Annotated in this window: 14 protein-coding genes; 8 read left to right on the forward strand and 6 right to left on the reverse strand. The window is 72.4% G+C overall.

The window, feature by feature from the left end:
- Positions 1-510: 510 nt before the first annotated feature.
- From AB0J02_RS01035 to AB0J02_RS01060, 6 genes are all read left to right on the forward strand, one after another.
- Positions 511-1,737: a prenyltransferase/squalene oxidase repeat-containing protein gene (locus AB0J02_RS01035; protein ID WP_363191385.1), complete on the forward strand. Its 1,227-nt coding sequence runs from the start codon at positions 511-513 to the stop codon at positions 1,735-1,737.
- Positions 1,734-2,387, forward strand: a complete 654-nt coding sequence (locus AB0J02_RS01040) for an SCO2322 family protein (RefSeq protein ID WP_363191386.1) — start codon at positions 1,734-1,736, stop codon at positions 2,385-2,387. Before AB0J02_RS01035 ends, AB0J02_RS01040 begins: the two co-directional genes overlap by 4 nt.
- A gap of 4 nt (positions 2,388-2,391) precedes the next feature.
- Complete coding sequence (locus AB0J02_RS01045; RefSeq protein WP_363191387.1) at positions 2,392-3,519, forward strand: energy-coupling factor transporter transmembrane component T; 1,128 nt, start codon at positions 2,392-2,394, stop codon at positions 3,517-3,519.
- Positions 3,516-5,129: an ATP-binding cassette domain-containing protein gene (locus AB0J02_RS01050; RefSeq protein ID WP_363191388.1), complete on the forward strand. Its 1,614-nt coding sequence runs from the start codon at positions 3,516-3,518 to the stop codon at positions 5,127-5,129. The genes AB0J02_RS01045 and AB0J02_RS01050 overlap by 4 nt, the downstream gene beginning before the upstream one ends.
- Positions 5,130-5,386: 257 nt before the next feature.
- Entirely contained in the window at positions 5,387-6,172 is a 786-nt protein-coding gene (locus AB0J02_RS01055; protein ID WP_363191750.1) for an ECF transporter S component, read from the forward strand.
- A gap of 274 nt (positions 6,173-6,446) precedes the next feature.
- Positions 6,447-6,851 (forward strand): transglycosylase SLT domain-containing protein, encoded by a 405-nt coding sequence (locus tag AB0J02_RS01060; RefSeq protein ID WP_363191389.1) that lies wholly within the window; start codon positions 6,447-6,449, stop codon positions 6,849-6,851.
- 67 nt (positions 6,852-6,918) lie between these two features.
- On the opposite strand, the gene AB0J02_RS01065 is transcribed toward AB0J02_RS01060, so the two are convergent.
- Positions 6,919-7,050: a hypothetical protein gene (locus tag AB0J02_RS01065; protein ID WP_363191390.1), complete on the reverse strand. Its 132-nt coding sequence runs from the start codon at positions 7,048-7,050 to the stop codon at positions 6,919-6,921.
- 157 nt (positions 7,051-7,207) lie between these two features.
- Positions 7,208-8,377, reverse strand: a complete 1,170-nt coding sequence (locus tag AB0J02_RS01070) for a steroid 3-ketoacyl-CoA thiolase (protein ID WP_363191391.1) — start codon at positions 8,375-8,377, stop codon at positions 7,208-7,210.
- 261 nt (positions 8,378-8,638) lie between these two features.
- On the opposite strand from AB0J02_RS01070, the gene AB0J02_RS01075 reads away from it, so the two are divergent.
- Both AB0J02_RS01075 and AB0J02_RS01080 read left to right on the forward strand, forming a co-directional pair.
- Entirely contained in the window at positions 8,639-9,889 is a 1,251-nt protein-coding gene (locus AB0J02_RS01075; protein ID WP_363191392.1) for a cytochrome P450, read from the forward strand.
- A gap of 162 nt (positions 9,890-10,051) precedes the next feature.
- Positions 10,052-11,680: a hypothetical protein gene (locus AB0J02_RS01080; RefSeq protein ID WP_363191393.1), complete on the forward strand. Its 1,629-nt coding sequence runs from the start codon at positions 10,052-10,054 to the stop codon at positions 11,678-11,680.
- Here AB0J02_RS01080 and AB0J02_RS01085 read toward each other — a convergent pair.
- The 4 genes from AB0J02_RS01085 to AB0J02_RS01100 form a co-directional block, all read right to left on the reverse strand.
- The gene (locus AB0J02_RS01085; protein WP_363191394.1) at positions 11,654-12,850 is read right to left on the reverse strand and encodes a lytic murein transglycosylase; all 1,197 of its coding nucleotides are present in this window, start codon (positions 12,848-12,850) and stop codon (positions 11,654-11,656) included. The two genes, AB0J02_RS01080 and AB0J02_RS01085, sit on opposite strands and share 27 nt — an antisense overlap.
- A gap of 36 nt (positions 12,851-12,886) precedes the next feature.
- Positions 12,887-13,606, reverse strand: a complete 720-nt coding sequence (locus AB0J02_RS01090) for a hypothetical protein (RefSeq protein WP_363191395.1) — start codon at positions 13,604-13,606, stop codon at positions 12,887-12,889.
- A gap of 17 nt (positions 13,607-13,623) precedes the next feature.
- Positions 13,624-14,151, reverse strand: a complete 528-nt coding sequence (locus AB0J02_RS01095; protein ID WP_363191396.1) for a nuclear transport factor 2 family protein — start codon at positions 14,149-14,151, stop codon at positions 13,624-13,626.
- A gap of 29 nt (positions 14,152-14,180) precedes the next feature.
- Positions 14,181-14,876: hypothetical protein (locus tag AB0J02_RS01100; protein WP_363191397.1), on the reverse strand; the 696-nt coding region annotated here is incomplete at its 5' end.

The following is a 14,876-nucleotide window of genomic DNA, read 5'->3' on the forward strand; positions in this document are numbered from 1 at the left end:
ACGTCCGTCGCCGTTGCTCGCGCCGTTCCCCGCGCCCCTGAAGGGGCCACTCGCCGGGGGCAGGGTTTCTTTGCACGCGCCGGTCGTCGTCGCTCGCGCCGTTCCTCGCGCCCCGGACGAGGCCCCTCGCCGTGGGAGCCGAGGACTGCCTGGCGCGCGCACGTCCGTCGCCGTTGCTCGCGCCGATCCCCGCCCCCCCCTGACGGGGCCCCTCGCCGTAAGAACCGAGGGCTGCCTGGCGGGGCCGGGGGGGTGGCGGGGGTGGGGCCGGTAGAGTGGGGTTGTCGACAGTACGCGCGTACGAGGGGAAGCCGGTGCGAGTCCGGCGCTGACCCTTCCCCGAGGTCTCGGCTCCGCTCGAGCAGGGGATACCCCAATCCGTGAGAGCCGGAATGCCTCATACACGCCTGATCGGCTCAGGACCGTCGAGGCATACGGAACCGGAGCCGCCCGGTGCCCTTATGTGCCGTGCCGCCCGGATCCCCCGCAGGGAGAGGCACCCGCCCCACCATGAACATTCGCCGCAGCGCCGCGCTCGTCGCCGCGACCGTCGTGATCGGCGCCGTGAGCGCGCAGGCCGCGGTCGCGGACAGTGCCTCCCCCTCGCCGAAGGTCGTCGTGCCGTCGGGTCTCTACGGGAAGTCCGACCCCACCTATGACGGCGTGTGGCGGCAGTCCCTCGCCTTCGTCGCCCAGGACACGGCCGGTGTGCAGCCGGCCGGCAAGGCCGTCGCCTGGCTCACCGGCCAGCAGTGCGAGAACGGCGGCTTCGCCGCCTTCCGCGCCGATCCCGGCACGGCGTGCGACGCCAAGACGCCGGTCGACAGCAACAGCACCGCCGCGGCCGTGCAGGCCCTGGCCGCGGTCGGCGGCCGGGACGGCGAGGTCGCCAAGGGCGTCGGCTGGCTGAAGAAGAACCAGAACGCCGACGGCGGCTGGGGCTACAACCCCGGCGGCGCCAGCGACGGCAACTCCACCTCCGTCGTGCTCGGCGCGCTCGCCGCCGCCGGCCAGAAGCCCGCCGACGTGAAGTCGGACTCCGGCAAGTCAGGCCTCGACGCCCTCGCCTCCCTGGCCCTGCCCTGTTCCGACGGCAAGAGCGCGGGTGCCCTCTCCTACCAGCCCGACAAGAAGGGCAAGCTCGCGGCGAACGCCGACGCGACCGCGGCCGGTGTCCTCGGCGCGCTCGGTTCCGGCTTCGCGCCCGGCAAGGGCGACGCCCCGGACGCGTACACCTGTGAGGACGGCGAGTCGCCCGAGGACATCGCGCACAACGGCGCCGTCTACCTCCAGAACCAGCTCTCCACCCACCTGTACCTGAAGTCCCAGCTGGCCGGCGCCGAGGACCAGCCCGACTACGGCAACACCGCCGACGCGGTCGCCGCGGTCGCCGCCGCCGAGGGCATCAAGTACACGAAGGACCCGTACGCCTGGCTGGAGAAGAACGCCAAGCCCTGGGCCGCGCAGTCCGGCCCCGCCGCCTACGCCCAGCTGATCTTCGCCGCGCACGCCACCGGCAACGACCCGCGGGACTTCGGCGGCACCGACCTGGTGAGCGCGCTGAACAAGACGGGCCCGGCGCCGGCGGACGCCGAGACGAAGAGCGACAACGACAAGGGCGACAAGAGCGACGACGGCGGCAGCGGCTTCGGCACCTGGTGGATCGTCGGTGTCATGTTCGTCGCCGCTGTCGGCGCGGGCTTCCTGATCAGCGGCCGCAAGAAGCAGCAGCTGTGACGCGCAGGGGGACGGCCGGGCTCGTCCTCGGCCTGCTCGTCGCGCTGCTCGGGCTGACCGTGGCTCCGGCGCAGGCGGCCGGCTACCGGTACTGGTCGTTCTGGGACCGGGACGGCGGCTCCTGGACGTACGCGTCGATGGGGCCCTCGGGGACGACACCGTCCGACGGTGACGTGCAGGGGTTCCGGTTCGCGGTGAGCGCGGACTCCAAGGACGCCACGCAGCCGCGCGGCACCGCCGACTTCGCCACCATCTGCGCCGCCACCCCGGCGAGGAGCGGCGACAAGCGCGTGGCCCTGGTCATCGACTTCGGCACGGCGCAGGACGCTCCCGGCGACGAGACCCCGCCGAAGCCCCGCACGGCCTGCGCGCAGGTCGACGAGGACGCCACGTCGGCCGACGCGCTCGCCTCCGTGGCCAAGCCGCTGCGCTACAACAGCAACGCGCTGCTGTGCGCCGTCTCCGGATACCCGCGGACGGGCTGCGGCGAGCAGGTGACCCAGAAGGCCACGGAGACCGTCGAATCCCCCGCCCCCAGTGCCGGGGGGTCCTCCCGTTCGGGCCCGTCCGTCGGGGTCGTCGCCGGTGTCGCCGTCGTCGCCGCGCTGGGTGTCGGCGCGATCTGGCAGGCCAAGCGCCGCCGCGGCTGACGCGATGAACAGCCGTACGTTGCGGGCCCCGCGGGCCCATCGTTCCAATGCCGTGCACCCGGGTGCCTGGTGGGTCTGGGCGCTGGGCCTCGGCACGGCGGCGTCCCGCACCACGAACCCGCTGCTGCTCGCCCTGCTCATCGGCGTCGCCGGGTATGTGGTGGCGGCGCGGCGGACCGAGGCGCCGTGGGCGCGTTCGTACGGGGCGTTCGTGAAGCTGGGCCTGGCGGTGATCGGTATCCGCCTCGTCTTCGCGACGGTCCTGGGTTCGCCCATCCCCGGTACGCATCTCCTCTTCACGCTGCCCGAGGTGCCGCTGCCGGACTGGGCGCAGGGGGTGCGGATCGGCGGCAAGGTCACGCTGGAAGGCCTGGCCTTCGCCCTCTACGACGGCCTGAAGCTGGCCACGCTCCTCATCTGCGTGGGCGCCGCGAACGCGCTCGCCTCCCCCTCCCGCCTGCTGAAGTCGCTCCCGGGCGCGCTGTACGAGGCGGGGGTCGCGGTCGTCGTGGCGATGACGTTCGCGCCGAATCTGATCGCGGACGTACGCCGCCTGCGCGCGGCCCGGCGGTTGCGCGGCCGCCCCGACAAGGGCCTGCGCGGCCTGCTCCAGGTGGGCCTCCCGGTCCTGGAGGGCGCGCTGGAGCGCTCGGTGTCGCTGGCGGCCGCGATGGACGCCCGGGGTTACGGCCGCACAGCAGCGGTCCCTCCGACCGTCCGCCGGGCCACTGCCGTACTCACCCTGGGCGGTCTGATCGGGGTCTGCGCGGGAACGTACGGCCTCCTCGCGGCGTCCGGCGCGGGCTACGGCCTGCCGGTGCTGCTCATCGGGGTCGCGTCGGCGCTGGCGGGCCTGTGGCTGGGCGGCCGCCGCTCGGTCCGCACCCGGTACCGCCCCGACGCCTGGGGCGTACGGGCGTGGCTGATCGCGGCGTCCGGGGCGGCGGTCGCCACGGTCATGATCTGGTCCGGCGCCCGGGACCCGTCGGCGCTGCAGCCCCAGGTGGTTCCTCTCGCGGCGCCGGCCCTGCCGCTGTGGCCGGCGGCGGGCATCCTGCTGGGCCTGCTCCCGGCGTTCGTCGCCCCCGCACCGCACCCCACGCCGAAGCAGCCGACGGAGGCAGCCCAGTGATCCGCTTCGAGAACGTCTCCGTACGCTACGACGGCGTCCCGAACCCCACCATCACCGGCATCGAACTCACGGTCCCGGAGGGCGAGTTGATGCTGCTCGCCGGGCCTTCCGGGGTCGGCAAGTCGACCCTCCTCGGAGCCGTCAGCGGACTCGTCCCGCACTTCACCGGAGGCACGCTCACCGGCCGGGTGACGGTCGCGGGACGCGACACCCGCACCCACAAGCCGCGTGAACTGGCCGATGTGGTGGGCACGGTGGGCCAGGACCCGCAGGCCCACTTCGTCACGGACACGGTGGAGGACGAACTCGCGTACGGCATGGAGTCGTTGGGCCTGGCGCCACCGGTGATGCGGCGCCGGGTCGAGGAAACCCTCGACCTGCTGGGTCTGGCCGGCCTCCGCGACCGCCCGATCGCGACGCTTTCGGGCGGCCAGCAACAGCGGGTGGCGATCGGCTCGGTCCTCACCACGCACCCCCAGGTCCTGGTCCTGGACGAACCGACGTCGGCGCTGGACCCGGCCGCCGCCGAAGAGGTCCTCTCGGTCCTGCAGCGCCTGGTCCACGACCTGGGCACCACGGTCCTCATGGCCGAGCACCGCCTGGAACGGGTGGTCCAGTACGCGGACCAGGTGGCCCTGCTCCCCGCGCCCGGGGAGCCGCTGCTGGTCGGGGACCCGGCCATGGTGATGGCCGACTCCCCCGTATATCCACCGGTGGTGGGGCTCGGCCGGCTGGCTCGCTGGGACCCGCTGCCCCTCACGGTCAGGGATGCCAGGCGCTCCGCGGCGGGACTGCGTTCCCGCCTGGCCGCCCTGAGCCCGACACCCGACCGCGGATCCCATGGGATCGTCGGCGGAACCGATCTCGCCGTCACCCGGAAGCTGGGAGTTCGCCGGGGTCGGGTGGAGGCCCTCCGCCACGTCGATCTCACGGTTGCTCCCGGGGAGATCATCGCGCTCATGGGCCGCAACGGAGCGGGCAAGTCCACCCTCCTCTCCGCACTCGTCGGCATGATCAGACCCAGCACGGGGTCGGTCCTGGTCGGCGGAGCGGACCCGCACCGACTGGCGCCCCGGGACCTGGTCCGCAAGGTGGGTCTGGTCCCCCAGGAACCCCGGGACCTGCTCTGCGCGGACACCGTGGCGGCCGAATGCTCGGCAGCGGACAAGGACGCAGCCGCCGCACCCGGCACCTGCCGAGCGCTCCTCACCGACCTGCTCCCGGACATCGCCGAGGCCACCCACCCCCGGGACCTCTCCGAGGGCCAACGCCTGACGCTCGCGCTGGCCATCGTGCTGACGGCGGCGCCACCCCTCCTCCTCCTGGACGAGCCGACGCGGGGCCTGGACTACGCGGCGAAGTCCCGCCTGATCAAGATCCTCCGCAACCTGTCCGCGCAGGGGCACGCGATCATCATGGCCACGCACGACGTGGAGCTGGCGGCCGAGCTGACGCACCGGGTGGCGATCCTCGCGGACGGCGAGATCGTGGCGGACGGCCCGACCCCGGAGATCGTCACGTCCTCCCCGTCCTTCGCCCCCCAGGTGGCGAAAATCCTGGCGCCGCAACAATGGCTCACGGTCGACCAGGTCCAGCGGGCCCTGTCATGACGTACGACAACGAAGAAGTGCAAGAAGACGAGAAGCCGGACGTCCCCGCGCGTACGAAACGGGAGGGGACGCGTCAGGGTGCCCCCGCGGGACTCCGCGGGAACCCGGCACCGGACGACGCGCCTACGGCGTCCGGAGGCGGAGACACCGACCCGGCCGAGGAGGTACCCCGGCGCGGCCCCGCCCCACATCGGAACAGGCGCCGCGGCAGCCCGGCGAGGAAGCCCCGCACGGACCGCCGGGCGAACCCCGTCCGCCTGGGCCCCCGCTCCATCTGCGCCCTGCTCCTGGTCAGCGCCGTCGGCGTGGTCGGCATCGGCTGGCCGCTGATCACCGGCCCGGGATCCCAGGTGAACGCCCACGCCCAGGACGCGCCCTGGCTCTTCGCGGGCCTGCTGGTGCTCCTCGTCGCCGTGGTCGCCGCCACGATCTCCGAATCCGGCATGGGTCCCAAAGCGGTGGCGATGCTGGGTGTGCTCGCCGCCGCCGGAGCCGCCCTGCGCCCCATCGGCGCGGGCACGGCCGGCATCGAGCCCATGTTCTTCCTGATGGTGCTCAGCGGCCGGGTCCTCGGCCCGGGCTTCGGCTTCGTCCTCGGCTCGCTCAGCATGTTCGCGTCGGCCCTGCTCACCGGCGGGGTCGGCCCCTGGATGCCGTTCCAGATGCTGTCGATGGGCTGGTTCACGATGGGCGCGGGCCTGCTCCCGGGCCCGCACTCCCTGCGCGGCCTCCCGGAGCGCGCGATGCTCGCCGCCTACGGCTTCCTCGCCGCGTTCGCGTACGGCACGATCATGAACCTGGCGGGGTGGCCCTTCATGAACGCCCTCGCCTCGTCGGTCGCGTACCAGCCGGACGCGTCGCTGCACGAGAACCTGGCCCGCTTCGTCGCGTACTGCCTGGCCACGTCCCTGGGCTGGGACCTGGGCCGGGCCGCGCTCACGGTGGTGCTGACGCTGGCCGTCGGGGGCGCCGTCCTGAACGCCCTGCGCCGCGCCACGCGACGGGCCGCGTTCGAGGCCCAGGTCACATTCGACGGCCGTTGAGGGTCCCGGAGTCGTGAGGCGCCCCACATGACGGAGGTCACCTACGAACGGGGTTCGTAGAGGGCGCCTACGGCACCACGACCTCCCGCACCCCTGCGACCTGCACTCCGCCACCTCAACCCCAAAAGGTACATATACCTCAACTACGACCAGAACTAGCAAAGAAGGTCTTTGCGTAACAAGCAGGGCTCCTGTTTCTCTGGAGCGGTCGCCGAGCGCAGGGCATCCCGCCCACCGCCTCCGACACCCCCCGCACTCCACGGAAGGCCCCGCTTTGTCCGCCACGCTCCTCCGCCGCGTCGCCACTCCGAAGAAGGCCATCGCCGGCACCGCCCTCGCGGCCGCCGCCACCGGCATGATCTTCGCTTCGGCACCGGCTCAGGCCGCGCCCGCTTCCGCCAAGGCGATCGCGCAGCAGAAGATCTCGGACTCCGCGGAGTTCAGCTGCTTCGACAAGATCGTGGAGCACGAGAGCGGCTGGAACCCGAACGCCACCAACTCCTCGACCGGCGCGTACGGCCTGGTGCAGGCGCTGCCCGCGAACAAGATGGCGTCCGCCGGGTCGGACTGGAAGTCGAACCCGGAGACGCAGATCGAGTGGGGCGTCAAGTACATGAACGACCGGTACGGCAGTGCTTGTGGCGCCTGGGCGCACTGGCAGGCCAACGGCTGGTACTGAGCCGAGTTCCAGCGAGGCGGCACCTTGTGGGTGCCGCCTCTTTTTGCCGCGTGAAGAGTCAACGGAGCTACGCCGCGACGCGGGTGGCGGAGACGAGGGCGCCGCGCTGCGCCCGGACCGTCCCGGACGACGCGGCGGGCTGGCCGAGAGCGACGGCGGCCGGTGCGGCGGCGCCCGGCGAACAGCGCGCGACAGCCACCGCTGCCCCGTCGGTGCCGCGAAGTCCCCGTGCCGGACACCGAGTTGTGCGTTTCTTCGGTCATGGCAAGACGGTATGGATCAGTCCGGGGCACCGTCATCCGAGCCGCTCCCGGACACCGGGTGGACGTGAGCCCACCCCGCACAACCAGCAATCCCTACAGCCGCTGGATGATGGTCCCGGTGGCGAGTGCGCCGCCCGCGCACATGGTGATGAGGGCGAACTCCTTGTCCCGGCGCTCCAGTTCGTGCAGGGCGGTGGCGATGAGCCGCGCCCCGGTGGCTCCCACGGGGTGGCCGAGGGCGATGGCTCCGCCGTTCACGTTGACCTTCTCCAGGTCCTGCTCGAAAACCTGCGCCCAGCTCAGGACCACGGACGCGAACGCTTCGTTGATCTCGACGATGTCGATGTCCTTGAGCGACATACCGGCCTTGCCGAGCACGGCGCGGGTGGCGTCCACGGGCCCGTCCAGGTGGAAGTGCGGATCGGAGCCCACCAGGGCCTGCGCCACGATCCGCGCCCGGGGCTTGAGCTTCAGCGCCCGGGCCATCCGCTTGGAGGCCCACAGGATGGCGGCGGCGCCGTCGGATATCTGCGAGGAGTTGCCGGCCGTGTGCACCGCGGTCGGCATGACGGGCTTCAGCCCCGCCAGACCCTCCATCGTGGTGTCGCGCAGGCCCTCGTCGCGGTCGACGAGCCGCCACATGCCGTGCCCGGCGGCCTGCTCCTCCTCGGTCGTGGGGACCTGCACGGCGAAGGTCTCGCGCTTGAAGCGCTCCTCGGCCCAGGCGGCAGCGGCCCTCTCCTGCGATCGCAGCCCCAGCGAGTCGACGTCGCTTCTGGTCAACTCCCGCCGCCGCGCGATGCGTTCGGCGGCCTCGAACTGGTTCGGGAGGTCCACGTTCGACTCGTCGGGGAACGGCTTGCCGGGGCCGTGCTTGGATCCCGATCCGAGCGGCACCCGCGACATGGCCTCGACGCCGCACGAGATCCCGACGTCGATGACGCCCGCCGCGATCATGTTGGCGGTCATGTGCGAGGCCTGCTGGGACGACCCGCACTGACAGTCCACCGTGGTGGCGGCGGTCTCGTAGGGGAGCCCCATCGTGAGCCAGGCGGTGCGCGCGGGGTTCATGGACTGCTCGCCCGCGTGCGTGACCGTGCCGCCGACGATCTGCTCGACGCAGTCCGCGTGGATGCCGGTGCGCCCGAGGAGTTCGCGGTACGTCTCCCCCAGCAGATACGCGGGATGGAGGTTGGCCAGCGCGCCGCCGCGCTTGCCGATCGGCGTACGTACGGCTTCGACGATGACGGGCTCGGCTGCCATGGCGGTCGTCCTCTCACGCTTCCCGGACCAGCAGGACCAGAACCGGTTCGCACCCCGCAGGCACCGCACACGCGCCCCGCACGCGAAACTAGAACGCGTACCAGTTCTCCGTGCAGTCTCGATGCGATTACCCCGGGTACGCAAGGGGCGTGCAAGCACCGCGCACGGAACCAACACACCCATGGCTCTTGCCACTTCTAGAACGCGTTACTACCTTTCCAGCCAGACCTGACGGACTGTCAGACCACCCGGGAGAGACCCATGCCGTGCCCCGCGCTGCCCGACGGGTTCGACTTCACCGACCCCGATCTGCTGCAAGACCGCATCCCCTACCAGGAGTTCGCCCAGCTGCGGCAGGCCGAGCCGGTCCGCTGGATCGAACAGGAACGCGGCGTCTCCGGCTTCGACGACGCGGGCTACTGGGCCGTGACCCGGCACGCGGACGTCAAGTACGTCTCCACGCACCCGGAGATCTACTCCTCCAACCTCAACACCGCCGTGATCCGCTTCAACTCCTCGATCCAGCGCGACCAGATCGAGGTCCAGAAGATGATCATGCTGAACATGGACCCGCCCGAGCACACACGCGTGCGCCAGATCGTGCAGCGCGGTTTCACGCCGCGCGCCATCCGGTCCCTGGAGGACGCGTTGCGCTCCCGCGCCCGCGACATCGTCACCACCGCGCTCCAACAGGCAGGTCCCGACGGCTCGTTCGACTTCGTGACGAACGTGGCCGTCGAACTCCCCCTCCAGGCCATAGCCGAACTCATCGGCATCGCGCAGGACGACCGTTCCAGGGTCTTCGACTGGTCCAACAAGATGGTGGCGTACGACGATCCCGAGTACGCGATCACCGAGGAGATCGGCGCCGAGGCGGCCATGGAGATCGTCGGGTACGCGATGAACCTCGCCGCCGAGCGCAAGCAGTGCCCGGCCAAGGACATCGTCAGCCGGCTGGTGGCGGCGGAGGACGAGGGCAACCTGTCCTCGGACGAGTTCGGCTTCTTCGTGATCCTGCTCGCGGTCGCCGGGAACGAGACGACCCGGAACGCGATCACGCACGGCATGCACGCGTTCCTCACCCACCCCGACCAGTGGGAGCTGTACAAGCGCGAGCGGCCGGGCACCACCGCCGAGGAGATCGTGCGCTGGGCGACGCCCGTCGTCTCCTTCCAGCGCACGGCGACCCAGGACACGGAACTCGGCGGCCGGAAGATCAAGGCGGGCGACCGGGTCGGCATCTTCTACTCCTCCGCCAACCACGACCCGGAGGTCTTCGAGGACCCCGACGCCTTCGACATCACCCGCGACCCCAACCCGCACCTCGGCTTCGGCGGCGGCGGACCGCACTTCTGCCTCGGCAAGTCCCTCGCCGTCCTGGAGATCGACCTGATCTTCAACGCGATCGCCGACGCGATGCCGGGCCTGCGCCTCACCGGCGACCCGCGCCGGCTGCGCGCGGCCTGGCTGAACGGCGTCAAGGAACTCCAGGTGTCCACCACGGACGGCTGACCGCCACGAACCGGTGAACTTCGGCCGGATCCCACCGTTCTCCGCCTCGGAATGAACATATCCGTCGCGATACGCGTCTTCGTCCGTGGAACATGCCAAGAGACACGTCGGAAGGCATGTCCACGCCCGCGACTCGCAACGGAACGGAACGGACCGGTACCCGTGGCCACGGCCGACCTGCCGCTGGGACGCAGCCCAGCACGCCGACGCCCCACCCTGGCCGAGCACCACCGCGTGGCCCTGCTCGCCACGCTGCCCACGCTCCCCCTCTACGTGGTGTGGGCGCTGTTCCTGGCGACCGGCGGCGGCGATCTCGCGGCCCAGCAGGCCTGGGCCCGGTTCGCCGCCGATCACGGGGCGTCGGCGTACAACCTGTTCTGGTACGGCGGCATGCACACGGCCAACTACTCGCTGATCTCGCCGTACCTGATGGCGGAGCTCGGGGTGCGCCCCGTGACGGTGGCGTCGGGGGTGGCGGCGGCCTGGCTCGGCTCCGTCCTCGTCGTGCGGACCGGAATCAGCCGTCCGACGGCCCCGGCCGTCCTGCTCTCCCTGGCGCTGTGGTGCAACGTGGCGTCGGGGCGTACGACCTTCGCGCTGGGCGTCGCGTTCGGGCTCGGTGCCTGTGTGGCGCTGCGCGGGCGGCGCGGGCTCGTGGCCGGGGTGGCCTGCGGGGTGCTGGCCACGATGGCGTCCCCGGTGGCCGGGCTGTTCCTCGCCGTCGTCGGGGCCGGACACCTGGGCGCCCGCGACGGGCGGCGGGCGGCGGCGCTGCTGGTGCCGCCCACGGTGGTGGTGGGCACGACGACGTTGCTCTTCCCGTTCAAGGGCGAGCAGTTGATGCCGCTGGACCGGATCTGGCCGCCGGTGGTGTTCGCGCTGGTGCTGGTGGTGGCGGGCCCGCAGCGCTGGCGGGTGGCGCGCTGGGCGGCAGCGGCCTACGCCGTCGGCACCGTCCTCACGTACCTCATCCCCTCTCCCATCGGTACGAACGTGGAGCGGCTCGCCGAACTGGTCGCGCCCGCCGTCCTGTTGGCGGCGGCCCGGACGCCAGGGCTCACCCGCGCGAAGGTCGCGGCCCTGGTGGTCGCGCTCGTGCTGTCCTCGGCGTGGGTGGCGCGGAAGACGGCCGACGACCTCGAAGTGTCGACACATGTGCCGACGTGGGCAGCCGAAACCCACGATGTCGTACGCGAGTTGAAGCGGATCGGCGCGGACCGCACCCGGGTCGAGGTGATCCCGGCCCGCAACCACCGCGAGGCGACCCGGCTCGCCCCCTACGTGAACATGGCGCGCGGCTGGAACCGGCAGCTCGACATCGAGCGCGGGCGGCTGTTCTACGACGGCACGTTCTCCGCGTCGACGTACCGGGCCTGGCTCGACCGGTGGGCCGTCGGCTTCGTCGTGCTGCCGGAGGGCAAGCCGGACGGCTTCGCCGAGCAGGAGGCCGCGTTCGTGCGGGCCGGCGCCTCCTATCTGGAGCCGGTGTGGCGGGACCCGAACTGGCGGGTGTTCCGGGTGCGGAACGCGGTGCCGCTGGTCTCCGCGCCCGCGTCCGTCGTCAGCTCGGACGGGGCGCGGGTCACGGTCCGCTTCCGGCGGGCGGGCGCGGCGACGCTGCGGGTCGCGTACTCGCCCTGGCTCAAGTCCGAGGGCGGCTGCCTGGAGGTGCGCAAGCAGGGCGAGTTCACGGAGCTGACGGCGCCAGCCGCCGGCACCTACCGGATCGGCTCCCACTGGGAGCCGTCCCCGTCACCCAGTGCCTCAGGCACCGGGTGTCACGCACGGTGAGGGCGTGTCCGACGGGCTCGGGGACGGGGTGTCGGTCGGGGTGGGCGAGTCCGTCGGGGAGGCGCTGTCGGTGGGGCACTCCGACGGGGAGCCCGGGTCGGTCGGCCCGTCGGTGGGCGGCTCGTCCGTCGTGGGCGGATCGGTGGGAGGCGTCGTCGGCGGTGTCGTCGGCGGCTCGGTGGGCGGGGTGGCGGAGTCGGAAGGGCCGGGGGTCGGGCTCGGCTCGCCGGTGGGCTTCGGGGTCGTGCTCGGCGCGGGGCTCTTCGTCGGGGCGGGGCCGATGACGATGCCGCCGTCGCCGCCTCCGCGGCCCACCGGTTCCGTGGCCGGGGTCTTGGACCCCGCACCCGGGCTGGCCGGGACCACGCCCCGCCCGTCCGGCACGGTGTGCACGCCTTCCCGGTAGAACTCCAGCCAGTGCAGGACGAGTTGGAGATAGTCGCGGGAGTAGTTGTAACTGAGGACGGCCTGCTCAAGGCCGCCGGAGGTGCCCACGTCACGGTTGCCCGCGCACAGGTAGTGCCCGGCGCCGAGGGCCGCGTCGAAGATGTTGTTGGGGTCGGAGCGGCCGTCGCCGTTGCCGTCGGCGCCCCAGCGGCGCCAGGTCCCCGGCAGGAACTGCATGGGGCCGACGGCCCGGTCGTACACGGCGTCGCCGTCCCAGACGCCGCCCTCGGTGTCGCGGATCAGGGCGAAGCCGTCACCGTTCAGCGCGGGCCCGGTGATGCGGTGCCGGGTCGTGCCGTGCGCGTCGACGTCGCCGCCGCGGGCCTGTCCCGACTCGACCTTGCCGATCGCAGCGAGCAGCTGCCAGGGCAGGCGGCAGCCCGGGTCGGTGCGGGCGACGGAGGACTCGGCGCGGCGGTAGGCGGCGAGCACGGTGGCCGGGATGCCGGACTGGGCCTTGAGCTGCTGCACCGGGTACGTCATGTTCGGGGCCTGCGGGGTCTCCAGCGGCGGCAGTTCGGTGTGGTACGAGTCGTCGCCCTGGGAGTCGACGCGCGGCAGTGGCTCGGTGGCGGCGGCGGCCGGATCGGTGTCCGGGACCGCCGCCCTGGCCAGCTCGGCGACGACGTCGGGGGCTTGGGACGCGGTCAGCAGCGCGGTCGCGGCGACGGCCACGGCGGTACCGCGCAAGCGGCGGCCCAGTCGTATTCGCGGGGTTCGCATGAGGCCCTTTCTGTCCGGGTCTGGCTACGGCGCGGCTCAGCTGCCGCCGAAGGTGTCGATGGCGGAGACCAGCCAACGGCCGTCGCGGTGGACGAGGTCGACGGCGAGCATCGCGCCGGCGTAGTTGGCGGCGTCCTTCGCTTTCGCGGCGGTGCTGGTGCTGCTCTGGTCGGCGAAGACGAGTACGCGGGCGCGGTCGCCGTCGAGGCGTTCCACGGCGCTGTCGGTGACCGTGGTCGTCACCACGGTCTTCTCCTTCTTCGCCTGGGCGAGGACGGGGGCGAGGAGGGTGCGGTGCTGGGCGACGGCCTTGCCGGTGAGGTAGGTGGCGGCGGCCTTCTCCTCGGCCTGTGGGTTGGCGTGGTCGTACGAGAACAGCGCGTTCACGGCCTTGCCCGCCTGTCCCTTGACCTCGCTGGTGCGGGCGGGGTCGGTGAGGGCGGTGTTGCTCGTCGCCGCGTCGTCCTCCAGGCCGCGCTTCTCGGCGTACGCCCATCCGGCGAAGGCGCCCAGGAGGAGGGTGAGGAGGCAGAGGGCGGCGAGGAGGGCGCGGGGGGCGCGGCGGGGTTGTGCCGCCGTCCGCGCCGGGCTGTCCTTGAGGTCCGGGCGGACGCGGGTCCGGCGCTTCGGGACGGCGTCGTCCTGGTCGACCGGCGCGGTCTTCACGACGGGCGGCGCGGCGGCCTCGACGGGCGGTGCGGGTTTCTGGGCCAGGCGGCGCTGGCGGTTGATGTGGTGGCGGGTCGTCGTCGACATCCCTCGGTCCTTTCCGGTCAGTCGGTGGTCGCGGTGGAGCCGACCGATGCCTGGCCGAGGGCGCTGAGCTTCCAGTGGCCGTCGGTGCGGGTGAGTTCGCCGAGCATGCGGCTGTCCTTGTCGGTGGCCTTCTGGCCCGAGGCCCGTACGGTGACGCGCAGGGCGACCATGACGCGTGCGCGGCCCGCGCGTTCGTCGAGCTCGGTCACGGCGCCGGACAGCACCTTGGCCGTGCTGACGGTCTTGGCGCTCTGCACCTGCTTGGCGAACGCCGCCCGTCCCTTGACGAGTTGGCTGTGCAGGTCGCCTGTGGTGGAGGACTCCCAGAGATCGAGGCCCGGCTCCAACTTGCTGTGATCGAGGGTGTTGAGGTTCTGCACCGCCTGCTCACCGGCCTCCAGGGCGTCGTCGCGGGCGGCGGCGTACCCGGCGGTGTCGTCGTGGGCGGTCCCGTACCAGGACCAGCCGGCCCACGCGGCGATGCCGCCCGCGAGAAGGGTGAGGGCGAGCGCGGCGAGGAGCAGCGGCTGCGTGACCCGGGACATGCGCGCCCCTTTCATCGGTTTCGTGAAGCTCATCGGGCTTTGATGTCGACGATCTGCCATACGTCGTCGTGGAGTTGGGCGGTGACGGAGAGCTGGGCGGCGGACGTGGTGGGCTTCTTCGTGCCGCGCCGCGCGGTCTGGTCGAGGAAGACGAGCAGCTGCGCGGTGTCGCCGCGCAGGCTGACGGTGCCGACCCGCACGCTCTGCGTGGTGAGGGTGACGTGCTGGCTGCGGGCGTTCTCCGTGACCTGGGCGAAAAGCTGGGTGTACTGCCGCGCGGCACGCCCCGACAGCACGGTGCGGGCGGAGCGTTCGGTGGCGTCGGTGCCGCCGGGTGTGTACGAGAACACCTTGGCGAGCGCGCTGCTCACGTCACCGTTGACCCGGGTGGTCGCCTCGACGTCCGTCAGCGCGTGGTTCCCGGCGGCGGGCGCGTCGCGCAACTCATGGGCCTGATGGAGCAGCACGCCTCCGGCGAGTCCCAGGACGACGGCCCCCGCGGCGACCCCGACGGCGACGCGCCGCTCACGCCAGGAACGCGCCCCGCCGGACGTCGGCCCGGAGCCCGCGTCATCGGCATCGGCATCGGCATCGGCATCGGCATCGGCTGAGGCTTCGGCTGAGGCTTCGGCATGGACCTCCGCTTCGACGGCCCGGTCCCCGTCGGCAGCATCGGCTGAGGCTTCGGCCTCGACCTCCCCTTCGGCGACCCGGTCCCCGTCGGC

Origin of the sequence: Streptomyces sp. NPDC050264 (genome assembly GCF_040655895.1) — a bacterium.
Lineage (GTDB): Bacteria > Actinomycetota > Actinomycetes > Streptomycetales > Streptomycetaceae > Streptomyces.